19 protein-coding genes and 2 pseudogenes are annotated in these 24,292 nt (G+C 44.8%); 12 read left to right on the forward strand and 9 right to left on the reverse strand.

Going from position 1 to position 24,292, the window contains the following annotated elements; all coding sequences use genetic code 11:
- Positions 1-679 precede the first annotated feature (679 nt).
- Positions 680-1,141 carry a hypothetical protein gene (locus V7K40_RS16535; protein WP_334961431.1) on the forward strand — a complete coding sequence of 154 codons (462 nt, stop codon included), beginning with the start codon at positions 680-682 and terminating at the stop codon, positions 1,139-1,141.
- Between the two features lie 353 nt (positions 1,142-1,494).
- Here V7K40_RS16535 and V7K40_RS16540 read toward each other — a convergent pair whose 3' ends face one another.
- From V7K40_RS16540 to V7K40_RS16550, 3 genes are all read right to left on the reverse strand, one after another.
- On the reverse strand, positions 1,495-1,773 hold the full coding sequence (locus V7K40_RS16540; protein WP_334961433.1) for a hypothetical protein: 279 nt from the start codon (positions 1,771-1,773) through the stop codon (positions 1,495-1,497).
- 172 nt (positions 1,774-1,945) lie between these two features.
- Complete coding sequence (locus tag V7K40_RS16545; protein ID WP_334961435.1) at positions 1,946-5,329, reverse strand: efflux RND transporter permease subunit; 3,384 nt, start codon at positions 5,327-5,329, stop codon at positions 1,946-1,948.
- 17 nt (positions 5,330-5,346) lie between these two features.
- Positions 5,347-6,537 (reverse strand): efflux RND transporter periplasmic adaptor subunit, encoded by a 1,191-nt coding sequence (locus tag V7K40_RS16550; protein WP_334961437.1) that lies wholly within the window; start codon positions 6,535-6,537, stop codon positions 5,347-5,349.
- 728 nt (positions 6,538-7,265) lie between these two features.
- Here V7K40_RS16550 and V7K40_RS16555 point away from each other — a divergent pair.
- Positions 7,266-7,583, forward strand: a complete 318-nt coding sequence (locus tag V7K40_RS16555) for a hypothetical protein (RefSeq protein ID WP_334961439.1) — start codon at positions 7,266-7,268, stop codon at positions 7,581-7,583.
- A 513-nt stretch (positions 7,584-8,096) separates the two neighbouring features.
- A pseudogene (locus V7K40_RS16560) lies at positions 8,097-8,367 on the forward strand (HNH endonuclease); the annotation flags it as partial.
- A 151-nt stretch (positions 8,368-8,518) separates the two neighbouring features.
- Here the strand turns inward: V7K40_RS16560 and V7K40_RS16565 are convergent.
- Positions 8,519-9,661: a BMP family ABC transporter substrate-binding protein gene (locus tag V7K40_RS16565; RefSeq protein WP_334961441.1), complete on the reverse strand. Its 1,143-nt coding sequence runs from the start codon at positions 9,659-9,661 to the stop codon at positions 8,519-8,521.
- 356 nt (positions 9,662-10,017) lie between these two features.
- Between V7K40_RS16565 and V7K40_RS16570 the strand changes: the two genes are divergently transcribed.
- The 4 genes from V7K40_RS16570 to V7K40_RS16585 all read left to right on the forward strand — a co-directional run bounded on the left by V7K40_RS16570 (position 10,018) and on the right by V7K40_RS16585 (position 13,129).
- Positions 10,018-11,520, forward strand: a complete 1,503-nt coding sequence (locus V7K40_RS16570; protein ID WP_334961443.1) for an acyl--CoA ligase — start codon at positions 10,018-10,020, stop codon at positions 11,518-11,520.
- A gap of 207 nt (positions 11,521-11,727) precedes the next feature.
- Positions 11,728-12,072 carry a metalloregulator ArsR/SmtB family transcription factor gene (locus V7K40_RS16575; RefSeq protein ID WP_334961445.1) on the forward strand — a complete coding sequence of 115 codons (345 nt, stop codon included), beginning with the start codon at positions 11,728-11,730 and terminating at the stop codon, positions 12,070-12,072.
- Positions 12,062-12,559: an SRPBCC family protein gene (locus V7K40_RS16580; RefSeq protein ID WP_334961448.1), complete on the forward strand. Its 498-nt coding sequence runs from the start codon at positions 12,062-12,064 to the stop codon at positions 12,557-12,559. Before V7K40_RS16575 ends, V7K40_RS16580 begins: the two co-directional genes overlap by 11 nt.
- Positions 12,560-12,985: 426 nt before the next feature.
- Positions 12,986-13,129 carry a hypothetical protein gene (locus V7K40_RS16585; protein ID WP_334961450.1) on the forward strand — a complete coding sequence of 48 codons (144 nt, stop codon included), beginning with the start codon at positions 12,986-12,988 and terminating at the stop codon, positions 13,127-13,129.
- Positions 13,130-13,728: 599 nt separating this feature from the next.
- Here the strand turns inward: V7K40_RS16585 and V7K40_RS16590 are convergent.
- Entirely contained in the window at positions 13,729-13,932 is a 204-nt protein-coding gene (locus V7K40_RS16590) for a hypothetical protein (RefSeq protein ID WP_334961452.1), read from the reverse strand.
- A 774-nt stretch (positions 13,933-14,706) separates the two neighbouring features.
- On the opposite strand from V7K40_RS16590, the gene V7K40_RS16595 reads away from it, so the two are divergent.
- Positions 14,707-15,108, forward strand: coding sequence for a hypothetical protein (locus V7K40_RS16595; protein WP_334961454.1), 402 nt, complete (start codon positions 14,707-14,709; stop codon positions 15,106-15,108).
- A gap of 44 nt (positions 15,109-15,152) precedes the next feature.
- On the opposite strand, the gene V7K40_RS16600 is transcribed toward V7K40_RS16595, so the two are convergent.
- Positions 15,153-15,422 carry a hypothetical protein gene (locus V7K40_RS16600; RefSeq protein ID WP_334961456.1) on the reverse strand — a complete coding sequence of 90 codons (270 nt, stop codon included), beginning with the start codon at positions 15,420-15,422 and terminating at the stop codon, positions 15,153-15,155.
- A gap of 474 nt (positions 15,423-15,896) precedes the next feature.
- Here V7K40_RS16600 and cobJ point away from each other — a divergent pair, with 474 nt between their 5' ends.
- The 4 genes from cobJ (at position 15,897) to V7K40_RS16620 (ending at position 19,391) form a co-directional block, all read left to right on the forward strand.
- The gene (gene cobJ / locus V7K40_RS16605) at positions 15,897-17,633 is read left to right on the forward strand and encodes a precorrin-3B C(17)-methyltransferase (RefSeq protein ID WP_334961458.1); all 1,737 of its coding nucleotides are present in this window, start codon (positions 15,897-15,899) and stop codon (positions 17,631-17,633) included.
- A 198-nt stretch (positions 17,634-17,831) separates the two neighbouring features.
- Positions 17,832-18,323 carry a DUF4174 domain-containing protein gene (locus V7K40_RS16610; RefSeq protein ID WP_334961460.1) on the forward strand — a complete coding sequence of 164 codons (492 nt, stop codon included), beginning with the start codon at positions 17,832-17,834 and terminating at the stop codon, positions 18,321-18,323.
- A gap of 49 nt (positions 18,324-18,372) precedes the next feature.
- Entirely contained in the window at positions 18,373-18,711 is a 339-nt protein-coding gene (locus V7K40_RS16615) for a tetratricopeptide repeat protein (RefSeq protein WP_334961463.1), read from the forward strand.
- Positions 18,712-18,836: 125 nt separating this feature from the next.
- Entirely contained in the window at positions 18,837-19,391 is a 555-nt protein-coding gene (locus tag V7K40_RS16620) for a peptidoglycan-binding domain-containing protein (RefSeq protein WP_334961465.1), read from the forward strand.
- Positions 19,392-19,525: 134 nt separating this feature from the next.
- On the opposite strand, the pseudogene V7K40_RS16625 reads toward V7K40_RS16620, so the two are convergent.
- From V7K40_RS16625 to V7K40_RS16635, 3 genes and pseudogenes are all read right to left on the reverse strand, one after another.
- Positions 19,526-20,026: pseudogene (locus tag V7K40_RS16625) on the reverse strand (sucrose synthase); the annotation flags it as partial.
- A 120-nt stretch (positions 20,027-20,146) separates the two neighbouring features.
- Positions 20,147-20,308 carry a hypothetical protein gene (locus V7K40_RS16630; protein WP_334961467.1) on the reverse strand — a complete coding sequence of 54 codons (162 nt, stop codon included), beginning with the start codon at positions 20,306-20,308 and terminating at the stop codon, positions 20,147-20,149.
- 382 nt (positions 20,309-20,690) lie between these two features.
- Entirely contained in the window at positions 20,691-24,020 is a 3,330-nt protein-coding gene (locus V7K40_RS16635) for a PAS domain S-box protein (protein WP_334961469.1), read from the reverse strand.
- Positions 24,021-24,292 lie beyond the last annotated feature (272 nt).

A 24,292-nucleotide genomic window follows, 5' to 3' on the forward strand; every position in this document is an offset into this window, starting at 1 on the left:
ATTTGTTATTTTGGCGAACTCATTTGTTATTTTGGCGAACTCATTTGTTATTTTGGCGAACTCATTTGTTATTTTGGCGAACTCATTTGTTATTTCGGCGAACGCATTTGTTATTTTGGCGTCTCCATAACGCACCCTACGAAACAATTAGAAGATTTGCTTTCTCAAAACGCTTGAATGCTTTCTCATCTAAGTAGTTCACGCATTCATTTTCATATTTTCTGCATTTTCATGCTTTGGGCTGAAATTTTTTCCTTGGGATTGTCTCCTACCTTATCCCATTGATACTTCTCTTTTAACTTGGTACACGTTACCGCAAAAAGCCATCGAAAATGCAAATTGCGATCGCATTAGACGCTACTCATTCCAAAAGTGAATTCTATACCTCATTTCTCGTGGGTTATACTTAGCACACTCAAATTGTCCCAGCAATATTAAGAAACCCCTAGCAAAAGGTTAAAACAACAAATATTTGTCAGCAAGTTGCCCTTAGCCTAATAGGGGAAAGCAATGGAAGCAAGGTTTTCCAAATTCCGTGAAAAATAAATTTGTTTTCCTCTTTGCATAAATGAATAGAAATGGAGTGAAAAGTAATCAATCCACTCGTGGAAGATAAGCACTCCACGAAACAAAAAATTTATAAACTCCATCATGATTATGGGGTATGAGGTAATTAAGTATGATTCATCACATATCTATTTCTGTTCAAAATCCCTTACACGTTGCCCAAGTTTTGGCTGAAGTCTTCAATGGGCAAGCTTTTCCCTTTTTCCCTAACTCAGGTAGCTATATGGTTTTTCCTTTTGACGAACATGGAACAGGGATTGAACTTTATCCGTTAAAAACTCAGCTAATGCCTGGTGAAGGAGATAACCAGTGTACATTTGCAGAAGATGTCACTCCTTCTGGGTTCACAGCTACTCATGCAGCAATCTCGGTTTCTTCTAGTCAAGAAAAAATCGAGTTGATTGGCAAACGAGAAGGTTGGAGAGTATTACGTTGTAACCGCGACTCTTTATTTGATGTTATTGAGTTCTGGTTGGAAAACAAAGTCATGATAGAACTACTCACACCAGAAATGGCGGCTCAATATTTGGCAGTAACGCAGCCAGAAAATTTGAAGAAAGTTTTTAATTCATAACTCTGCTGTTGCTAATTTAACAACACCATTAACAATTCAAAATTCTTCACGCAGTGTCACGTTGGTGCAGCCTCTCGTAGAGAAGTGAAGAGAGTTTCAGCTTTTTATTTAAACCCAGACAGAAACTGAGCGGAGTCTGAGCCACTCCGCTTTCGAGCCAATACAGTTCGCTTAAACTCTAAGCAGTATTAAGTATTGAAAACAAGAGCGTTTTTAATTTGACTCTCGCCCCCTTGTGTATCAACTTTTTGGACAGAAATTTAGGCAGCACAACTCTTCAACTTCTTTCACCACGGTAGCGTGTTGTTGTAGTAGGGAAGTCATTTGAAAGAACTATGTCTTGCACTAACAGATCAGTAATTTTTTTTATTTCTACTTGAGTGAATGGCTTTATTAAAATCCCGCAGCAAGTCTTCTTCCGCATCCCGCTCTTGCTTAAGTTCTCGAATCATTTCCTGACTCGAACCAATCACCAAACCAGCAACTGCACCGACAATGGCATATTTTTGATCCAAGTCTTTATACATTTGACTTGTGTAAGGACAAGGAAATAAGTCAGCAGCAATAAAACCAATTCCTGCACCCACAAATGCTGTCACAAAGCCAGAGAAAGCGATTAGTCTAGCATTCATTTACTTTCCTCCAAAGCTTATAACTTTGCTAAATTATTAGAAGATACTCTACATTGTCTCAGCAGCTCCCAAAGTTGTAACTTAATCTTTACCTGTTGTAATAGAAGGTAGAGTGGGGGAATGAGGAGGATGAAGATAATAACTCCCAACTCTCAACTCCCTATTCCCTTTTTCAATTACTCGAATCATTGGGTCTGTTACCATCAACATTTTGCTTCACAACTATAGATGAATGTTGATCAGCATTCGTCGTTGGCGTCTTTGTTCGCGCAGCGTCTCCGATAGGAGAAGGAGAAGACGTTGCCGTTGGCGTACCACTTCGTGGAAGCAAGCTACGCGAAGCGTCTCCGTCAGGAGAAGCCTCTTGATGAGAAGGTATCGCTGTTGATTGTGCATCCTCATCTGCATTTGAGTCAGGCGGTTGGGAGCGATTAGAAGGTTTGTGCTTCAACAAGCGATCTTCCAAAGTCTTAATAATTACATACAGCACTGGAACAAAGAGCAAACTTAAAATCGTTGCCACGAGTAACCCGCCAAACAAAGCCGTTCCCAACGACCAGCGCGAGGCAGAACCCGCTCCGGTGGCGATTACCAAAGGGAAAAATCCCAGCAGTGCCGCACTCGAAGTCATGACAATTGGTCGAAACCGTTCTTCGGCTGCGGTCAAGGCTGCCTCTCGAATTGTCATGCCCCCTTCATAAGCTTGGTTAGCAAACTCAACGATCAAAATGGCGTTTTTCGAGGCGAGTCCGATCAGCATTACCAACGCCACGTTCGCGTAGACATCGTTTACCAAACCGCGCAAGGCCAGCGCACTCAACGCACCTAACAACGCTAACGGTACGGTCAACAAAATAATCGTGGGATCGATATAACTTTCATACTGAGCGGCAAGTGTGAGAAACACCATAATGATCCCGAAGCCAAAAATTAGAATGCCCAAGTTACCTGCACTTAATTCTTCGCGGGCAGTTCCGATCCAATCACTACCAACTCCCGGTGTTGCTACTTGGCTCACCGCTTGCTGCATTGCTTGGATTGCTTGTCCACTGCTGTAGCCCGATGCTTCTCTACCTTGCAGATCGATAGCGCGGAAGCCGTTATAGTGATTGATTACAGATGGGCCTGTAATTGGCGTGAGTGTTGCAACATCACTCAATCGCACCATTTGGTTGTTTGTCGATCGCACATAAAGCTGACGAATATCATTCGGCGATCGGCGATAGTTGCCGTCTGCCTGAACATAAACACGATAGCTCTGCTGTCCGAGGATAAAATCGTTGACATACTGCGAACCGATGGCGGTTCCAAGTGTGGTCACGGCATCCTGAAAATTGACATTGAGCGCTTCGAGACGATCGCGATCAAAGTCGATTTCAAACTGTGGGGTACTGGCGGTAAACTGTGTAAACACACCGCCTTTGAGGGCTGGTTTTTGATTTGCTTGCGCTAGAACCGCTTGGGCATTGGCGAAAAAATCATCGATTGTCAGTCGCCCGTTGGTGCGGTCTTCCAGCTGCAACTCAAATCCACCTAAGGTACTAAAGCCTTGAATCGGTGGGGGACTAACCGCGGTGATCACGGCTTCGGGAATCGTTTGAAATGCGCCATTAATTCGGGTTAAAATTGCAGAAGCACTTTGATCGGATTTGCTGCGATCTTCCCACGGCTTGAGCTGGGCAAAGAACACGCCTCGATTTGACCCACTACCTGCAAAGCCAAATCCCGAAGTTGCAAAAACGTTATTAATCTCTGATTCTTTTTGGAGAATTTGTTCAACTTTTTCAAGTACTTGATCGGTATAGCCGAGGGCAACCCCCTCCGGGGCTTGAATAATGCCTAATAGAATGCCCTGATCTTCACTCGGAACAAATCCGGTCGGAACATGGGTGAACATAAAATAAGTCGCAGCTAAACCGACCACAAACAATCCAATGACAACGTAACGAATCCGAATCAGAAAATTGACGATCGCTAGATACCGTTGAATAATCCATGCCAAAACTTGATTAAATCGGTCAAAAAACCAGCCAAGTGCGCCGCGTGCGGGTCGTGGCGGGCGCAGCAAAATCGCCGACATACTGGGACTGAATGAAAGCGCATTAAACGCTGAAATCGCGATCGAAAAGGCAATTACTAACGCGAACTGCTGATACATTCTCCCAGTCGAACCCGGGAAAAATGCCACTGGAATAAACACCGCCATCAACACCAGCGAGGTAGCAAGTACCGCTCCAGTGAGTTCGTCCATTGCCTCGACCGACGCTTGAAACGGTCTAACACCCTGTTCAATTTTGCGGGCGACTGCCTCGACAACAATGATCGCATCATCTACGACTAATCCTGTCGCCAAAATTAAACCAAATAAAGTCAAATTGTTTAACGAGAATCGAAACAGGTAAGCAAATGCTAATGCGCCAATCAGCGAAACGGGAATAGCAACAATGGGAATAATCGTTGCTCGCCAGTTTTGCAGAAACAGAAAAATTACCAATACGACCAGGGCGATCGCTTCCACAAGCGTTTTCACCACTTCTTCGAGTGATGCTTGCACAAACCCAACGGTATCGTAAACAATCTTGGCTTGTAATCCGGGCGGAAACTCTTTCATCAGGTCATTCATTTGCGCTTCTACGTTTTTCGCCACATCCAGCGCATTACTACCTGGTAACTGATAAATTGCGATGCCGATCGCCGGCTTGCCATTATTTTTCGCATTACTAGCGTAAGTCTCCGAGCCGAGTTCGGCATGACCTACATCTTTGAGTTTAATTAAGTTGCCATCACTCCCGGCTTTGATGACGAGATTTTCAAATCCTGATGCATCTTTGAATTGACCATTGACTCGCAGCGGAATTTCATAACTTTGACCTGGAGGTACAGGCTGTTGACCCAACGTTCCGGCTCCGGCGAGAATGTTTTGCGATCGCAGTGCCGTTGCCACATCTGTCACGGTTAATTGCCGACTCGCCAGGGCATTTGGATCGAGCCACAAGCGCATCGCATACTCTTTTTCACCAAAAATTGTGATATCGCCAACTCCCGGTGTTCTCAGCAGCTGATCCCGCAAATTGAGGTCAATATAGTTACTAATAAACAGCGCGTCATACTCATTATTTTGGGGATAAAGCGCGTACACTAATAAAATGCTGGTTGAAGACGTTTGCGCTGTCACACCGAATTGTTGCACGGTCGTTGGCAAGCGAGGTGTCGCACGGGCAATCCGATTCTGCACGTTTACTTGGTCGATATTTTTATCGGTCTGTGACCCGAAATACACTGAAATTTGGCTACTACCTGCTGAACTATTCGAGGTCATGTACTGCATTCCCTCAACGCCGTTAATCTGTCGCTCCAACGTAGTTGTCACGGCAGTTTCTACGGTTTCCACATCCGCCCCAGTATAGGTTGCTGAAACCTGAACCCGAATCGGCGCAATATCTGGCAAGTAATTGAGCGGCAGTAGCGGAATACACACGCCCCCTAAAATGAGAATCACTAGGGTACAAACGGTAGTTAACACCGGGCGTTTGATGAAGGTGTTGGCGATCGACATTATGAGATGTCCTGGATTTAGGATTGCGGTTGAATTGGTGCGCCTTCTCTAAGTTTGAGAATGCCAGCAGTCACGATCGTTTCGCCGGATTTAAGTCCTGAGAGGACTTGATAGTTTGTGCCTTGAATGTCACCAAGGCGCACTAAACGCTGATGCACAACTTGCTGCTGTTTGCCGTTTACGGTTTTGTTTTCAGTGACAAACACAAAACTTTGTCCGGCAACGCGAGAAATTGCGGCGGTGGGAATTAAGATACCTGGTTGTCGATTCCAAATCACACGAGCTCGAACATATTGCCCATCACGCAGTCGTCCTTGTGAATTCACAAAGCGTGCCTTGCTCAAAATTGACTGCTGCTGGGAACTGACTGAGGGAGAAATAGAGTTGATCGCGCCCGTGCCAATCAATTTCTGCGTGGTGGGATCGATCAATTCAACGGGCAATCCGATTCGCAATTGGTTCAATCGATTTGAGGGTAGAGAAAGATTGAGATCCAGCGAATTGTTTTGCGTGATTGTGGTAATGGTTTGTCCAGTGTTGACATAATCTCCCACTTTCACTGGAAAATAACCGACTACGCCAGTGATGGGTGCTACCACTCGTTTGAAATTGAGATTGACTTGCGCGGCAGCGGTACTGGCTTGGGCAGAGCGCACATTTGCCTGTGCTTGCCGAATGGCTGCACCTGATGCAGCAACTTGTTTGTTTGCGGCTTGCAAATCCGCGATCGCACTTTGTAAATTATTTCTGGCAATGTCTAACTCTTGCCTGGCTATGGCTCCTTCGTTGACTAACTGTTGGTTACGATTGAATTGTGTCCGTTGCAGCTGAACATTTGCAGCGGCTTTAATGCGCTGGGCTTCGGCTTGTTGAAGTTGTGCTTGAGCCGTTCCCAATGCTGCTTGCGCTGAACTAGCCGCTGCGATCGAACTCGCAACATTTGCCTGCGTCTGATCCAAGCTCAACGATGCGATTTCTGTACCTTGCTGCACCTGCTGACCGCTAGACACGAGAATCGATTCGATTCTACCCTGAGTTTGGGGCTGAAGCGTAACTTTTTGCTGCGCCTCTAACGTTCCTACAAACACAGAACTTTCTTCGAGCGTGCCTGCATCAATTTTCTGAAGTTTCACTGGCAATGCTGGGGGGCTGACAGCTTTTGCTGCCGGATCGCTGTTTTGACAAGCACTTGTCAATGCTGCGAGCATTAGTATGCTAACTAATACTGGATTTGCGAGTAATACGCTTAAGTATTTAAGTAGAAAATAACGTTTTAACATGAAACAAAATGTTGAGCGGCTAAATTTATACACTGCATAATTTTTCCGTCTCAATCCCTTGGCTTGAGAAGGCTTAACAACTCCAGCTATACCGCAGTAAATTTTCTAGATGTTTAGATATTTTGTTTATCATTAGATGCATCTTTCGTCAGAATCGCGGCTTGACGGCAAACAAACTCATCTTTGAAAAATCTCTGGATTAATACTACGTGAGTTCGACGGCTGAAAAAAAATACCAAAGTATAGAGATAATTAAGTTTGTCGGGTAGATATCAACGATTTTTGAGACTGATAAGTCTTGGTGAACAATCCACAATTGAATTGAGTAGAAACTTAAAAATACTACCCTAGTACCCTACGGCGTAAATAGAGCAACCATTTAAAATCCTTAAAAAGCCCATTCCATAATACTTTTGACTTTTGACTTTTGACTTTTGACTTCCACCTTGCGGTACTAGCCAGTTCCACTGTTGAGATTGTTAGGCGTGAGGTACTTGTACTCGACCTTAGATTTTGGGATAGTTACAGGGGTACAAAACTAAGACATCTGTGGAAAGCTTATAATTCTATGGAATTATAAGCTGACCCGTGTTTTGTGTGTTTAGCTAAAGAGTGGTTAACTTCGTAAAGACAACACAACCAAAGGAGTAACCCCAATGACTGAATACCAAGACTTCATAGTAAACGCTTCTAAATTGATTGAGCAGGACCCTGATGCCAACTGGCTATTTCGCTACATCGGTGATGGACTCACCGAGCACGGGTTCAGCACTAAGATGTCTGAAACTTATGCTGCACTGGTCATCGGGCAAGAGTTCTTCAATCCCAGTGAAAGTGATTTTACCTCTTATATCAGCAACGTCCGGTCAGCGTTCCCACAGGTAAGTCCTGAAGGTCACGACACACTGCTAGAAGTGACTAGTAAATACGTTCAAGACTACTATCACCCACAAGTAGACACACAAGAACTGTAGTCAGCAGAAAGCCGCTTGAGAGTAGCGGCTTTCAAGCTCAACTGCTTACATATAAGGCAATACAACCATTTTTGTCTTCACCTTCTTGCCAACACCTACCTATCCGCGCTTTTAGTAAAACTAGTCTGATTGCAAAGCTGTTTACATTAAGGCATTGTTGGGATTACAGCCTGTTGTAGTCGGATGATAGCAGGGTTTATTATTTAAAAGCGATCGCTCTTAAACTCATCGAATGTCGCCACCTGCTTGCTCGGATTTTGGCGACTTCTGATTAATCTAGGTCAAGCAATTCTTACTAATCTGGATTCAAATCGTTGTAGGGTAATAACTGGACTTTAGAGAATGTTTGAAAAGTATAAAATGTCATGCCCAACGGAGCGCCAGCGCAGTGAAGCATCTCACAATTTAACGGAAAATTGGGATTCTTCACTCCACTTCGTTACGTTCAAAATGACGAATTATACCTTTCATCGACTTTTCAAACATTCTCTTAGACTAAATGGAGAATGACCAACAAAAAAAGGGACTAAAGATATTAAAGACTTTCTTAAATTTGACCCATTTAGGTTAGCAAAGATTTTAATTCAAGCCAAAAGACCATTAGCAGATGCAGCAGTAAATACAACTCTATTTGTATTACTAGAGGTTTTGAAATCAACAGGTTTACCGATAAAAACGGGTTCAGTAGGTAAAACACAAGTTTAATCGGAGCAAATAGAATTTAGAAAAATCCCACTGGCTGGACGTTGCAACTATTGGCGCTTCTACTCCAACTCTAAATATAAATGTATCGTTTGCTGTAGATTCACTTACTCCAAACTGGATGCCAAGAAGTTGAAATGTGGTCAGATGCCTGAGATAAACCAAGGTTAAAATTATTTGTTCTTTTATTACTCTCTACGGCACAGGGGTTCTGGTGAATTTTGAATTGCTTACTATAATTTCCCCTTAGGAATTGACCCTTCAATTCCCTCAACATACCAATCCATCGCCAGTTGTCCCTGATCATCCAACACCTTACCCGTTGGGACTCGCACTACTCCTTTTTGGTCTTTCACCGGGCCATCAAAAGGATGTGCAGTACCCTGAATAAACTCATCGCGCTTCGCATTCACCAATTGTTGCACATCCGCCGGAATCGCCTGATTCATTGGCGAAATATCCACCATCCCTTCACCAATGCCATCCCAAACCTCTTGCGACTTCCAAGTATTACTCATTACAGCCAAGGCTTTATCTGTATAGAATTTGCCCCATTTGTAAATAGCTGATGTTAGGTGGGCTTTTTGACCAAACTTACTCATATCAGTGTTGTAGCCAAAAGCATAAATGCCTTTTTCCTCAGCCAATTGGATAACGGCACTAGAGTCAGTATGCTGCGTTAGTACATCCGCACCTAAATTGACCAAAGCTTGAGCCGCTTCTCTTTCCTTAGCTGGATCGTACCAACTTTGTACCCAAAGTACCTTAACTTTTGCTTGGGGATTTGTTAGCCGCACTCCTTGAGTGAATGCACTGATTCCCCGAATTACTTCTGGAATTGGGTATGCACCAATAAAACCAACTACATTCGATTTTGTCATTTTGCCAGCAATCATGCCAGTTAAGTAACGCGGTTGTTCAAAACGTCCCAGATAAGTGCCGACATTGGCAGCACGTTTGTATCCTGTACACTGTTCAAAGACAACATCACCAAAGTCTTCGGCAACTTTAATTGTTGGGTTCATGTACCCGAAGGAAGTTGTAAAAATTAACTTGTTACCATCTAATGCTAGTTGGCGAATCACCCTTTGGGCGTCAGCACCTTCGTTGACATTTTCGACAAAGGTAGTTTTTACCTTATCGTTAAGATTGGCTTCCATGTCTCTGCGACCTAAATCATGGGCATAAGTCCAGCCAAAATCACCTACAGACCCCATATAAACAAATCCCACCTTGAGAGGTTCATTTACCGCCACAGGCGACGCTGAGGGAGACACCTCACCCTGCGATGTGGAATTTTTACCTTGAACACAACTTGTTAAGGCAAAGCTAGATCCTGCTAAAGTGACATACTTTAGAAAATTCCGACGATCCATATTTTATCGATGGGGTTTAGTTGCTGAAAAAGATTTTTCTGATTTTTAGTAACGACAGATACTCTATTTAATTAATTTTAGCTCTTGTCTTTTGCCATCAACTTACTGACAAAAGAAAGCAAATAATGGTTGAATTGGGGATTGGGCACTTGTACTGAGCTTGTCCTGAACGTAGCCGTAAAGCCTGCGGCATAGCTACGCTTAGGGCGAAGCCTCTCCAAGAGTTGGGCGGCGTCGAAGTATGGGGAATATGGACAAGAAGGATAAGGGGGACAAGGAAAGAGTTTCTTTCCCAATGCCCAGTCCCTTTTACTAATAACTCCTAACAAGGGGATGCAGTTTACTGGAGGTTTTTAATGAACTTATTTGAGCTTTTAGCAGGGGAAGACAATCATTCAGCCTTAGTTACACCTGGGGGGCGATCGCTAACCTATAAGCAACTGCGCGAGAATGTTGTTGGACTGGTATCCCAACTCAACAGCTTTGGATTGAAACGAGGCGATCGCATTGCCATTGCCATGACTAACGGTTCACCAATGGCTATTACCTTTTTGGCTACCGCCCTGTGTGGCACTGCTGCACCCTTGAATCCCAAATACAAGCAAGAAGAATTTGCCTTCTACTACGAAGATACCCAGGCAAAAGCATTGATTATGTTGTCTGAGGGGCCAGAAGCAGCCATTGCCGCCGTCACACCCGACATGATGCTGATTAATGCCAAGGTAAACACTGACGGCACATTGAGCTTTGAATTAGTCAAAACAGGCTTAGAACCAGCAGAATCCTCGAATCCCGCAGCCCCCAACGCCAATGATATAGCGATGATTCTCCACACTAGCGGCACTACCAGTCGTCCCAAGCGTGTGCCAATTCGTCATCGCAACTTAATCGCCTCAGCCGGCAACATTATTAGTGCTTACTCACTCACAGCAGCTGACACTACACTTTGCCTAATGCCCCTGTTCCACATTCACGGATTAGTAGGCTGTTTGCTAGCAACCCTGGCATCGGGCGGCACACTAATTTGTCCCAATGGTTTTAATGCCCTAGAGTTTTGGAAACTGGTAGATACCTACAAACCCACCTGGTACTCCGCAGCGCCAACCATGCACCAGACAATTTTGACCCGCGCTAGCCGCAACACAGAAATTGTCAAAGCTAATCGCTTTCGTTTCATTCGCTCTAGTAGCGCTTCTTTGCCCCCGATTATCATTGAACAGCTAGAGGCAACTCTCAATGCTCCTGTGGTGGAATCTTACAGCATGACTGAAGCATCTCACTTAATGACCACCAACCCCCTACCGCCAAAAGTTCGCAAACCAGGTACTGTAGGTTATGGCTTCGGTGTGGAAGTCGGCATTATGGACTCTGAAGGCAACCTATTATCTCAAGGAAGCTTGGGCGAGGTGGTGGTAAAAGCACCTAATGTCATAGATGGCTACGAAAACAACCCAGAAGCTAACGCCACAGCTTTTGTAAACGGTTGGTTCCGCACAGGAGATCAGGGCACACTGGATGCAGACGGCTACCTCCGCTTGACTGGACGCATTAAAGAATTGATTAACCGGGGTGGGGAAAAAATTTCTCCCTTAGAAGTGGATGATGTCTTGCTGCGCCATCCCGCCGTCGCCGAAGCCTTGGCCTTTGCCGTCCCCCATAAATCTTTAGGAGAAGATATCCACGCTGCTGTTGTCCTCAAGGCAGAAGCTGGCGAAAAAGAACTTTTAGCCTACTGTTCAACCATGCTGGCAGACTTCAAAGTTCCCAAGCAAGTTCACATTTTGGATCAACTACCTCGTGGTGCTACCGGGAAACTGCAACGGTTGGCTATGGCGAAATTGCTTAATATCAGGCAGTAGTGAGATGAGCAATCATTTGTTACATCTACGACTAGCTTCGGTCAATGGATGCCTACTGTATGCAGACCAGAAGATATTGCCTTCTTGATGGGCTACAAGGCAACCCTATTTCAATGTAAGAGTTCAAACGACAGGTTAAGTCAGTGCTTGACATTATTCAATAGTACATTTAAACTAACATTTAATTAACCGGTCGGTTAAATAAAAATGTCTACCGATCAACTGAGCGTCATCTTTGCCGCCCTTGCCGATCCCACACGGCGTGCGATCCTGGCTCACCTCGCCAAGGGTGAGGCATCGGTCACTGAGTTAGCCAAGCCCTTCGAGATGAGTCTTCCGGCAATTTCTAAGCACCTCAAGGTGCTGGAGCGTGCCGGACTGATCACCCGGAGTCGTGAGGCTCAATGGCGACCCTGCCAGATCGAAGCACAGCCGCTCAAGGACGCGGCGGATTGGATCGAGCAATATCGCCAATTTTGGGAAGAGAGTCTTGATCGGCTGGATGATTACCTGCACGAATTACAAACCCAGGAGAAACAAAATGAGCAATAAAAATGATTCCACTGATGCTCAATCGGAACGCGAGATCCTCATCACCCGCGTCTTCAACGCGCCGCGCGAACTCGTGTTTAAGGCATGGACTGATCCGAACCACGTAGTGCAGTGGTGGGGACCAAAAGGCTTTACGACTCGGGTAACTGAATTGGATCTGCGTCCGGGCGGTAAATGGCGCTACGTTATGATTGGCCCAGACGGCACGGAGTACCCGGCCAAAGGCGTCTTCCGCGAAATCGTGCCCTTTGAACGGATTGTTACCAGTGATGAATTTGATGAAGGCTTTGAAAAGGTTGTGAACGCTGAACTGCCGAGGGGAATGGTTACAACGGCGGTTTTCGAGGATTTGGGCACTAATACCAAACTCACACTCCAAATTATGCATGAGTCTGCCGAAGACCGTCGCAAGCATGAAGAGATGGGGGTCATCGAAGGTTGGAACTCCAGCTTTGACTGCCTCGACGAGTTATTGACGAAGGCTTGAGTCTTCCTTGTTACAAATGAGACGGTCAACTAGCGGTCTGCATGAAACGACTCAAGCGGAACATTAGCGTCGGCGATACTTCATTGTGTCACCGGGAAACCCAATCCCCTTGTGGGTTGGGAAGGATAGGTGCGCTTGCTGATGGGGTTCAATGCCCCGGATCTTGCACTAATCTTTGCAACTTAAATCTAAAGGCACGAAGTCTGCTGTCGGGTAGACAGAGACGTTTCAGAAAAGACTGTGACCATATGCTGAGTAAGCGATTGGCTCGGTCTGTTCACTCCGGTGCAACCTTGGTTTTTGAAGACCTCACGAACATTCTTAGTAGAGCAAAGATACGAAAGACTCAACGCCGCTGATTGCATGGATGGAGTTTTGCCCAGTTCCAAGCATTTGTGACCTACAAAGTCAAAGCTAGGGGTGTGAATGTTGGGTTTGTTGACCGACGGTACACGTCTCAAAAATATAGCCAATATGGACATATTGAGTAAGGGAATCGCCCGTTTCAGTCTAAGTTTTGGTGCAAAAGATGTGGGTTTGAGTGTCACACTGACTACAACACCGCGATGAATATTCGTGAGGACTTTCTAAAACTTCTGAAGATAATTCCGTTGTCCTATTGTCACCTGGAATAGAGAATACACTGTGAGAATCGATTAGCCACTCAATTATTTGGACTTGGAATGTCAGCAGATGCAATTACTAAGGCGATCGCATTAGTCGGCTATGTAATAGTGGAAACCTATAAACACCAGCAGAGGGAGTTTTGAAGTGTTTGTGGAGACTTAAAACGCCCATACATGATTGAATTTGAGAAAAAACTTTTGCGTTTTATTCAACAAGAATGTTAGGTTGAGGATTAGTCCACGCTTCAGTAGGTGAAAATGTAATAAGTGTATTTGCATGTTTTAAGTACACTAATACTGATTTGCAGACATCAGTTCAAATTTAGCAGATTTTGTCAATTTAATTTTCAGAAACTAGCTTGAAAAACTGAGATATTAAAACTTAAAATGACGAATATAGCAAGCCAGTTTGATTTCTAAACTCCGGGCATCCCAATTTTGCCACAAGATTGAATCCCTATATTATTCGCGATGGAAACTCACAAATAATATAGGGATTCTTTTATTTTTGCAAAATTGGGATGCTCAGTCTCCTTTTATCTTCTAGCCACCTATTTTTATTCCACTTAACTGGACAGATCCTGTTTTAAGGAAAATTTTAACACCGTCTATATTTAAAGCTACATTTGTAAATGATAAGTTAAGCTTATCGGCTTCAAGACTAAATGCTCCTCCAGATATAGATTCCTCTTCATGATCAAGTAATTCCACAAACATATTTTCAGTTTTCAAATTTGATGTAAGCATTGAGTCTCTCCTGGTAATTCTTAAAAATCTTCCGATAGTACTTGATTTTTATTATCAAATACTAAAAATAAATTATTAAGCATGTTCAGAATACAAATTTAAATATGTAATATAAATTAACATAATTAAAAATTATTTGTACATCTAGGTGTGAAGAGACAAAAATTTAATGATGAGCCAGTTGTAGCGTTCGCGCAGCGTCTCGTAGAGAAGCGGTGACTGAGCGCTCTTCCTAGATGTATAACTTTGACCCAGGAGTACAAACGTTCCCTTTGGGACGAAATACAGAGAATAATTTATCCCCTTGATGATTGATCAGCTAAACATTAGTTCTGGTTATGAGCAAGAGTCAGAAGAACCACAAGATTGAATCCCCAGATTATTCGTGATGTAAACTCGCGAATAATTTTTCTTCTTTTATTTTTACCAAATTGGGATGCTTCCTCTAAACCTACTTGCAAAGGCAGGTAATAGGCAACATTCAAGAAGTATCTTAAAAATGTACTGAGTTTTCTAAAAAATAAAATAGGAGTCCTTTCTGCCTATTATAAGAAACAGAAATACTTCTGATAAGAGGGATATATAACTGAATAAGAAAGCCGTGGATTCTTCCGCAACAGAAGTAGATTTAACCCTCCATATTTATTGAACGATTGAAGTGACCCTGATTATAGACTGTATTAATACTCACCAAATTTAACGAATTATAACAATATTATTTTTAGTAACTTGGAATAAGCGATACACTAAGGAAAATTCCTTGAGGAAGCTTTGATGGCACGGTCAAACGGGGTTAAAAATGAAACATCTGCACAGGAATTACCGACAATTTCAGATAAAGATACAGTGACAATTGAAGATTTGCCTGAAGATTCGGCCGAACCAGTGGAGGATGTCCAGGATATTGATGACATCTTGAACTCACTCAAAAGCTTACTGAGTAACCTAGAAAAGCTCCAAAAAGTCCGGCAGGAAGTGGGCGACATCAAACCGTTGATCGGGCGGATGCTTGATGGGGAAGTGGTTGCTGGTGAAGAACTTGAGCAACTCAAGGTAGGTGTGAGCAGTCTTTCTCGCCTTGTTCGTGCTTATAATGACCATCAAGCAGCGTTGACTAAAGCACAACCTGCTAGAAATTTGCTAGATCAAGTCCTCAAAGAGCGTAAAGCTAGTTGAAACAAGAAGCAATGTCTACGACGGGCTGTTTGGCGTCGCCTTTTTTAAGAAAATGCGATCGCACCCCTAAGGACCCAAATGCGTAGATACACAGCGGTAAGCCAGCGCGGTCTTCTCCCAATGTGAGAAGGGGAGACGCGCAATGGACAAGTCGGGAAACTGCAAGGGCGCACTGCCTCCTTTATGCCTCTTAACCCGTCCACCGCAGTGGCTCCCCATAAGCGACTGGCGCACCCGGAGGGCTTGTCGTGAGACATCGCCTCTGCATCACTTAAAATCACAGCTTCTTCGCATTGACAATCAAAAACTACCACAAAGCAACGTCAGGTATTAGCTTTAACACAAGCAAATGACCCTCTGTATCACACTAACTACGGAATTGCGCGACAATCAACCGTTGCATATCGGGAAGTAAACGTGCTATAGCCCAAGAATTCAGGCGCTGTTTGTATGCGTAGACGCAAAGTGGATTTTACCTATTTATTTAGGACTTACGCACAAGTTACGGAATTACGTAGACGCAAAGCGGCTTGCCGCAGGCTACCACAGAGGCACAGAGAAGCCAGTGCGCCCTTGCGGTTAAGAGACTTGTTCGCTCTTAGCGTTCCCGCTTTCTTAGCAACTGGCGCGGCACGGAGAAATCAGAGTTTGAGAGATATTTTGCGTAAGTCCTATTATTATCAAGCGATGTCTACACGGGTTACGCTTACGCACTTCGCACGAAGTCGCTACATGTCTAAATTTGTGGTTTCATTTGAAGGATATCAAATTTTGCAAGATATCTACTTATGATGATCAATGTTGCACCTGCCATTGTAGTACTAGGTCAAAATAGTGTGACAGTAGCACGCAAAATAATCACTGTCCTACCAGGGGCGACGCTATACGGTCTAGCGGGTCGCACATCAGGAGTTGATGTCAGCTTTACTAATTTTGGCAAGACGTTGCGCGAGTTATTCGCCCAAGGAACGCCACTGATTGGCATTTGTGCCGCCGGCATTCTGATCAGGACGCTAGCTTCCGTACTCTCGGATAAACAACAAGAACCACCAGTGCTAGCTGTGGCTGAAGATGGTAGTGCTGTTGTACCCCTCTTGGGCGGACTTGCTGGGGTAAACGATTTGGCCCGCCGCATTGCCGAAGCGCTTGATGTCAAGCCTGCAATTACGACCACAGGTGACCTCCGTTTGGGCACAACGCTATTGTTTCCTCCCCCTGGATACCATTTAGCAAACCCAGACGATGCGAAGAAATTTATCTCAGATTTGCTAGCCGGGGCGCAAGTCAAACTAGAAGGCATAGCACCTTGGTTGAGCGAGAGTAAACTGCCCATAGATCCAAAAGGAGATTTGACTATCCAAGTTACCGAACGTTTGGTCACTCCTAGAGCCAACTGCCTTGTCTACCACCCTGCAACTATAGCGCTCGCAATTAGTGGCATGATTGGCTATGCAGATGATGCAGTCGCTTTAGTACAGCAGCTACTAGCTGATGCCAGACTAGAAAGAGCATCAGTCGCCGGGATATTTGCACCTATCACCGCTGCTGCCGATCCAGGAATCCATGCCGTAGCTAGCGCCTTGGGAGTGCCTGCCCGCTTTTTTACCCAAAATCAGCTAGAAGTCCAGCTATCAGCAGGTTATAGCCCTGCCCAAGCAGCAGCGATCGCCGCGACAGGCACATATCCCTTATCTCCCTCATCTCCCCATTTGGCGATCGCCATTGCTCCTCAACCAATTGACTCCAACACCATCGGTCAGCCACGCGGACGGTTAGCAATTATAGGCACGGGTCCTGGTGGATCGCAATGGATGTCAAAAGAAGTGAAGGAGATACTCAAGTCTGCAACTGATTTAGTAGGTTATAAAACTTATTTAGATTTAGTTGGTTCTCTGGCTGATGGTAAGCAACGGCATGAGTCCGACAACCGCGAAGAAGAAGCACGGGCAAAAATAGCCCTTGATTTGGCTGCATCTGGGCGATATGTAGCTGTAGTTTCATCTGGTGATCCCGGTATCTATGCAATGGCAACAGCGGTTTTTGAAGTATGCGATCGCTATGCCAAACCCGAATGGGATAGTATCGACATTCATGTAGCACCAGGCATCTCAGCCATGCAGGCAGCAGCAGCAGCGATTGGTGCGCCTCTTGGGCATGACTTCTGTGCTATTTCCCTTTCTGACATCTTGAAGCCTTGGTCTGCGATCGAACAACGAATTGCCGCTGCTGCTAAAGCTGATTTCGTAATTGCTTTCTACAATCCTGTTTCCAAAGAGCGTACCTGGCAACTGGCAGAAGCGAGAAAGATTTTACTGCTATATAGAACACCAGATACACCAGTAGTGTTGGCGCAAAATCTCGGCAGACCAGGACAGACGGTGAAAGCGATTACACTTGACCAGTTAACACCAGCAACCGCTGATATGCGGACAATTATTCTCGTTGGTTCCACAAAAACCCGAACCATCAAGCGCCGCGATGGTAATATCTGGGTTTATACGCCGCGTCGCTATACCGAACAGTAGGCATAATCAGCGCTGTAAACACAAGGCAAAACTTCTCTTTTTTTGGGGAGGCAACAGGGAAAAGGGTTTTAGCCTAGTTTATCTTTGTTTACATAGTTTGGTTTTATTATGCCAACTTACTTAAACCATCAACAGATAGAGGAAAAGTAGGGAAACCAATGATAGCTTGAAAGGATAGAAAACAAGTAACAACCCATTATGAAGAATTCAGTATTAATTGCCCTCCCCCTATTAGCATGTATAGTCCTATCGCCAGTTAGCAAAGCTGATATTGCCCAAGGTTCAACCAATCATGCCATCAAAATGTCTTCATTTAACCTCAGTTCTCAAAAATGGAAAAACCGCGTGCTACTAGTCTTTGCACCGTCTGTTGATAACCATACCTATCAGCAGCAAATGCAACTGTTGCAAGAGCATAACAGCGGTTTTGCAGATCGGGATTTAGTTCTTGTTCAGGTTTTGGCAACAGATGAAAGCTATGCCAACAGACAGCCAATAGATAAGCCTTCTGCTGCCAAGTTGCGCGATCGCTTTGGGGTTGACAAAGGAAATTTCCGCGTGATTTTGGTGGGCAAAGATGGTGGTGTTAAGCGCAGTGATGCTACACCAGTCCAGGCGACAGCAATTTTTAAGGAAATTGACGCTATGCCCATGCGTCAGCAAGAAATGCAAAAGCGAGGCCGGGTCTAATTCCGTATCAGCCGTAGTTAACTATAAAATTGACCAAGAAGCAGGGGATTTGAAAACTGCTGTTACTTACCACAAGCAAGCGATCGCTCTTGAGCTAGACTTGGCAGTGGTGTATTGTAACTTAGGCAGTATCCTGCAAAAACACGGTCAGTGGGAAGAAGCGATCACATCCTATGACCAAGCCTTAAAACTCAATCCCCAAAACGGGAAAATCTATAGCCGTTTGAATCAGGTTTACCAAGCTCAAAACAATATCACAGAAGCGATTTTTGTGTATGATCAGGGATTAACTTTACTCAATCCCCACTATGCCAAAGCGGTGTCCCCTTACCAGAATGTTGCCATCACCCAAGAAATGCTTGCTATGGAGAGAGGGCAGCGCTGCTAGAGCGGTTAAGGAGGGAATTCAATATTATCTGAAAAAATTAGTAGGGGATCTTGGCCAAGATCCCCTACTAATGTACAAATAATTTTGGATAATTTATTTTTTGTCAGTCCCTAAAATGAACTACAATGACTGAAATTGGCCTGATGAAGATGAACGTGTTAACAATAAGACAAGCATCTGGGGCCAATTTGCCACAGCAGCAATTATTTCAGATGGAAAATGATGTAAAGCAGTCAAAACAGAGTCAGTTAGAGATAACGGCTCAAGCCACACCACCTGAATTCATCCAGACAGATGGGATTTACCAGGCTTCTCCCTGTGCGATCGCAGTCGATAAAGAACAGATACTTAAGAAAATTAGTAAAAAGAATCAGTTCCTAGCTTCTTCTAACTTAGGTGAGTCTAAGAAGTATTCTCAGTCTGGAGGTAAAGTCCGTGCAAAGGCTACAGGACGGTTCCAGAAGTTTAGTAGCCAACCTCTACCTACTCTTAATTTCGGTAGCTCTGGTGTTGCTGTCAGAGCCTTACAACAGCTTTTAGTGTCTAACGGTTATGCCGTAAGAGTAGATGGGATTTTTGGTGCACTGACAGAGACTGCTGTCAAAGCTTTTCAAAACCAGCGGAATTTGGCAACAGATGGAATAGTTGGTCAACGTACTTGGCGGGCGTTGACAATTTAGACGCGATTAATCGCGTCTGTTAGAGACGTTGAGTTTGCCAAAGATTTGCGCGGGGTCTTCCAGAGTAAAGAGTGTTTCTGCAAGTCGTTGGCGATCGCTCTCTACTCTATCTTTAGTCCGCGAGTAAGGGAAGTACCCATTGTTTGTAATTGGAACCGGAATTGTTCGTAGGGTTCCTCATCAGGGTGATTATTAACAAAACTGATAGCTTTCTTAATTTGCTCGGAAAGTTGCTGCTGTGATTAAATGCGATCGTTGAGCAGCAGTTGAATACCGTTATATTAGTGCAGGCGCAAGAAATTAAATAAGTTATCCAGCAATTCTTTGGAGTCTTGAAATAGTTGGCTGGATAAATAGCGGTTGAGAAATTGTACTCCCTTACCAATATTTTTGGGGTCGTGGATTGCCGGAGAGTAATCATAAAACGGGCCGAAGTCCAATTCTAGCAGACCGCCCTCATTAGGATAAAATTTTTTCACCAAGTGATCGCGCAGATCCAGCAGATCCTGTACTGTCATCGGCTCAATGCTCAAGTCTGATGTCAACCAATAAACTTCTTGGCTAACAATCTTAGAACGGATGATGAAACATAAGTTTGAGTCCTCCTGAATAATTTTTTGAGTATAGTAAATAAGTCATTGTTAACTTTCAAGGCGAGACAAATAAGCCTCCACCTTTTGTTAAACCACATATAAACACGAAATAACACAGATAAATATGATTTATCTGTGTAGCTACAATCAATTACTTGAGGGTTACGACTTGCTGATGCTGGACGCTGATTGGTAGAGAACTAAGGCATTTTCACGTAAAATTGCTACAGCGATCGCCTCTGCTTGAGCCACAGTAATGTCAGAATCTGCAATTGCTTGCTCTAGCACTTCTTTTAAAAGCTGGCGACCCCACTTTGCACCCAAATAGTACAATTATGGAATTGAGTGTGTATCAGAAGAATACATTAATTTAGTAGTGGGAGTTAATTCTAACAGCTGCCTGATTGTTTCCCGCATCCCGGATACAGACCCCAAGACCGCACTCGCCCCACAATGCACGGGGCATGAACCAAATAATTCTTTCTTCTTTAATCTAAAATCTAAAATCTAAAATTGACAATCAAAAATATGACAATTAAATTATGATTAAAACAATCACACAGAAGTGGCTTACCAATCTTCATCAAGTGCTGTACAACATCGGCAAATTACCGCCCGCACTCCTGGTTTGGTTGTCAGCATCAGCAATTTGTTTAGCTGCTCATAGTTTTACCCGGCATATTCAACTAAGGGAATACATATAAGTCTACATTTCGACGATGATCGCCACCAAAACCTTTGGATCAATGGGTTTGGTGACGTGACGTTGAAATCCGGCGGCGATCACTTGCTGCTGATCCACTTCTGCGGCATAAGCCGTTAAGGCAATAGCGGGAATTTGTCCCCCTTGCTGAGGTGGAAGGGCACGAATTTGTCGGATCAGCATATAACCATCCATTTCTGGCATCCCAATGTCACTAATGATCATGTTGGGAATGGATTGAGCGATCGCTTGCAGTGCATCAGTCCCAGATGCAACAGCAGTGACGATCGCGCCATGTTGCTCTAGAACAAAAGCGATGAACTCCCGCGAGTCCGTTTCATCATCGACGACTAAAATTTGAATGCCGCTCAAATCACTCTCTTTAACGGGTGATTGATCTAAGGTTGGTGCTTCAGTTAACTGAGGCGCAAGCGGAATTTGAACTGTGAATGTCGCTCCTAGTTTTTCGCCGGAACTGTCTACTGTAACTGTTCCGCCGTGCATTTCCACAATTTGGCGTACAATCGCTAGTCCCAACCCTAGCCCGCCAAATTTGCGGGTGGTTGCGCTATCTTCTTGCCGGAAATGTTCAAACACGTAGGGGAGAAAGTCGGCACGAATCCCTTTTCCGGTGTCGCTGATTTGAATTTGGGCGTGATTTTCAGCTTGAGATAGCGCAATCGTGACTTGGCCCCCAATAGGAGTAAACTTAACGGCATTAGACAGAAGATTCCACACAACCTGCTGCAATCGCCCTGCATCCCCGACTACCACTCCTAGAACGGGCGAGATGATCATCTGAATTTGGATTAATTTAGCTTCTGCGGCTAGCCGAACCGTTTCCAGCGCGGCTGAAATTACTGCATTCAGCTCAATGGGTGAGGTTGATAAGCTCATTTTGCCGCTCAGAATCCGGGAAATATCTAGCAAGTCATCAATCAGTTGCACCTGTAGCTGGGCGTTGCGCTCGATTGTAGCGATCGCAATATTCGTTTTTTCAGCATTAAGCTTTCCCCCCTGCAACAGTTTTGACCATCCCAGAATTGGATTCAGGGGAGTACGCAATTCATGGGAGAGAACCGCTAAAAACTCATCTTTAATACGATTAGTTTGATCTAAGGCTTCAGCTCGTGCCTGTAGTTCTGCAACCAGGCGCGATCGTTCTAAGGCAGCCGCGACTTGATTAGCAACCGTTTGCATGAGATCGAGTTCGTCACGGGTAAAGCGATCGCGTTGACGAGTTCCCAGTCCTAGAGTGCCCAAGACGCGATGGCTTTGCCCCCCGCAGGCATCGCCCACAATTAGTGGATGACAGGCATAAGCTCTGATGCCAATTGACTGAAGTGGAAGGGCAAGTGGGTCGCTCGTTGAGAGCAGATTTTCAACGATAATTGGCTTGCGATGTTGCATCGCATAACCACACACCCCCTGCCCCAACTCCAAAAATTTAGCGGATAAAGCAACGTCTTCTGAGATGCCCCCATAGATATTGAGTTCAAGACGTTGCTGGTCTTCTTGAAATAAGTAATTGAAGTAAACTTCGAGCTGCAAATGAGTCGAAACCTTTTGAAACAAACTGGTCAAAAATATCTTGTGATCTTCATTGAGCAAGAGATCGTTGGCAACTTCTGAAAGCAGCTTCAGCCGTTTGTTGCTGGCTTGCACGGTTGCTTCTGCCTGCTTGCGATCGGTGATGTTGTTAAACAATATCGCAACTTTTCCGCTCTTTGGCTGCCCAATGGGAAACGCATATACGTCGAACCAACGGTGCAGAGCTTCGGCGCGATTCTCAAAGCGATGGGGTTCTCCCGTTAGCACAATTTTGCCGTAAATTTCAAACCAATACTCTTCAAGATTTGGAGCCAACTCGCGCATCCTTTTGCCTTGTGCGTCGCTCAGTCCCGTTTGTTTCTCGAACGCCGGATTGATTTCTAAAAAGCGATAATCGATCGGCTTACTGTTTGCATCAAATAGCACTTCAATCACACAAAAGCCTTCGTCAATGGACTCAAATAGGGTTCGATAGCGTTCCTCAGATTGGCGCAAAGCGGATTCGGCTTGTTTGCGTTCAGTGATGTCTGCCAGTGCCCCAGGAAAAGCGATCGGTCTGCCATCAGCAGCATATTCAACTCGACCGCGTGCGGCAAGCCAGCGCTCCTCACCCGCCGCGGTATAGACACGGTACTCGCTAACGTATTCTTCACCAGTTTCAATCGCCTGGTTAATTGCGGCGGCGACTCGTGGGCGGTCTTCTTCGTGTATCGCCTGTATAAACAGTTCGATAGGTAAGCCGATCGTCGCCTCCACTGAGTCAACGCCAAACAAGTAAGCAAAGGCTGCATTCACGATCACCAGATTCTCAGGAATCTTCCACCGCCATGTGTAAATGGCTCCTGCCGCTAAAGCGGCTTCCCATTGTACCTGGGCTTCCCGTAGGTCAACTTCGGCTTGTTTGCGAGTGGTAATATCAAATGATATTCCTACCATGCGCTCAGGATTGCCCGCCTCGTCGTAGATCGTATGCCCTCGAACGATTACCCAGTGCGTGCTGCCATCGTCCCAAACGTTGCGGTACTCCACATCGTAATTGCTACGGTTGGTAATCGAGTCTTGAATTGCCGCTTGCACCCAAGTCCGATCCTCTGGATGAATCCGCTCCATCAAAACTTGGTGCGAGAAATCAGCATCAATGGGTAGACCATAGTTCACTTTGCACTGGTCAGAAGTAGACAGAACATTTGTCTTGAGATTAAATTGCCAGGAGCCGAGTTTGCTAGTTTTAAGGGCAAGTTTTAGCTGCTGTTCGTTGGCTTGCAGTTGTTCGTTGACCTGCTTTAACTCCTGCGCTCTGGCATAGATTTCCATCTCCATCTGCTCGCTACGAGCTTGGAGTGATTGATTTAGTTGACGCTGTTCATTTTGCTGCTGCTGCACCCGCACCAACTCGGTGACATCTTCGGCTCGGTGAATAATGTGCGTCATCTCACCGTTTTCACCAAAGACTGGCGAGTTGGTTACCATCCAGTACCGCTCCTCAAAGCCACCCCCTTCTGATTCCGGGCGGCGAATGTCATACTTCTGCACTGCCATCGTGTGAGGCAAGCGATGCTTGATTACATTAGACAACGAGGCACGTAAATTCTGAACGCCGTTCGCATTCGGATCGTCGGGATTGTCTGGAAAAACTTCAAATAAAGGATGACCAATGACCTCTCCTCGTTTTGTCTTCGTTGCCCGGAAGTAAGCATCACTTCCCGCGACAATCACAAAGTCGAGTGAGTAGACGATATACAATCCCGGTATCGATTCAAATAAGGTTTGAAAATTCAGCATCCATTCCCTCGCTCATGCTTCGCCAAAGTAATCGAGCAGTAGGGATTGAGGACTCGTTCGATAGGCTTAAACGAGGCTAAAACCCTCTTGCCTCCTGCCTCCTGTCTTATCCTAACGACAGATGTTGCTTATATGCATCATTTTTTATAAGATAAGCTAATGAATTATAGTAGCCTTGCAATCTTTCCAAGTCTATAAAGCTATAAATGACAAATCCTTGTTAAAGTGATGGTTATGAGTGTTAACACGACGCAACCCACCTTTTACAGGAG

This window comes from Nostoc sp., from assembly GCF_036917195.1.
Taxonomy (GTDB): Bacteria; Cyanobacteriota; Cyanobacteriia; order Cyanobacteriales; family Nostocaceae; genus Nostoc.

Excerpts from the sequence above, each read along its gene's own strand:
- V7K40_RS16635 (WP_334961469.1), bottom strand. The coding sequence starts at position 24,020 with ATGCTGAATTTTCAAACCTTATTTGAATCGATACCGGGATTGTATATC.
- V7K40_RS16545 (WP_334961435.1), bottom strand. The coding sequence starts at position 5,329 with ATGTCGATCGCCAACACCTTCATCAAACGCCCGGTGTTAACTACCGTT.
- V7K40_RS16610 (WP_334961460.1), top strand. The coding sequence starts at position 17,832 with ATGAAGAATTCAGTATTAATTGCCCTCCCCCTATTAGCATGTATAGTC.
- V7K40_RS16535 (WP_334961431.1), top strand. The coding sequence starts at position 680 with ATGATTCATCACATATCTATTTCTGTTCAAAATCCCTTACACGTTGCC.
- V7K40_RS16575 (WP_334961445.1), top strand. The coding sequence starts at position 11,728 with ATGTCTACCGATCAACTGAGCGTCATCTTTGCCGCCCTTGCCGATCCC.
- V7K40_RS16555 (WP_334961439.1), top strand. The coding sequence starts at position 7,266 with ATGACTGAATACCAAGACTTCATAGTAAACGCTTCTAAATTGATTGAG.
- V7K40_RS16595 (WP_334961454.1), top strand. The coding sequence starts at position 14,707 with ATGGCACGGTCAAACGGGGTTAAAAATGAAACATCTGCACAGGAATTA.
- cobJ (WP_334961458.1), top strand. The coding sequence starts at position 15,897 with ATGATGATCAATGTTGCACCTGCCATTGTAGTACTAGGTCAAAATAGT.
- V7K40_RS16585 (WP_334961450.1), top strand. The coding sequence starts at position 12,986 with ATGTTGGGTTTGTTGACCGACGGTACACGTCTCAAAAATATAGCCAAT.
- V7K40_RS16565 (WP_334961441.1), bottom strand. The coding sequence starts at position 9,661 with ATGGATCGTCGGAATTTTCTAAAGTATGTCACTTTAGCAGGATCTAGC.
- V7K40_RS16550 (WP_334961437.1), bottom strand. The coding sequence starts at position 6,537 with ATGCTCGCAGCATTGACAAGTGCTTGTCAAAACAGCGATCCGGCAGCA.
- V7K40_RS16570 (WP_334961443.1), top strand. The coding sequence starts at position 10,018 with ATGAACTTATTTGAGCTTTTAGCAGGGGAAGACAATCATTCAGCCTTA.
- V7K40_RS16580 (WP_334961448.1), top strand. The coding sequence starts at position 12,062 with ATGAGCAATAAAAATGATTCCACTGATGCTCAATCGGAACGCGAGATC.
- V7K40_RS16620 (WP_334961465.1), top strand. The coding sequence starts at position 18,837 with ATGACTGAAATTGGCCTGATGAAGATGAACGTGTTAACAATAAGACAA.
- V7K40_RS16590 (WP_334961452.1), bottom strand. The coding sequence starts at position 13,932 with ATGCTTACATCAAATTTGAAAACTGAAAATATGTTTGTGGAATTACTT.
- V7K40_RS16540 (WP_334961433.1), bottom strand. The coding sequence starts at position 1,773 with ATGAATGCTAGACTAATCGCTTTCTCTGGCTTTGTGACAGCATTTGTG.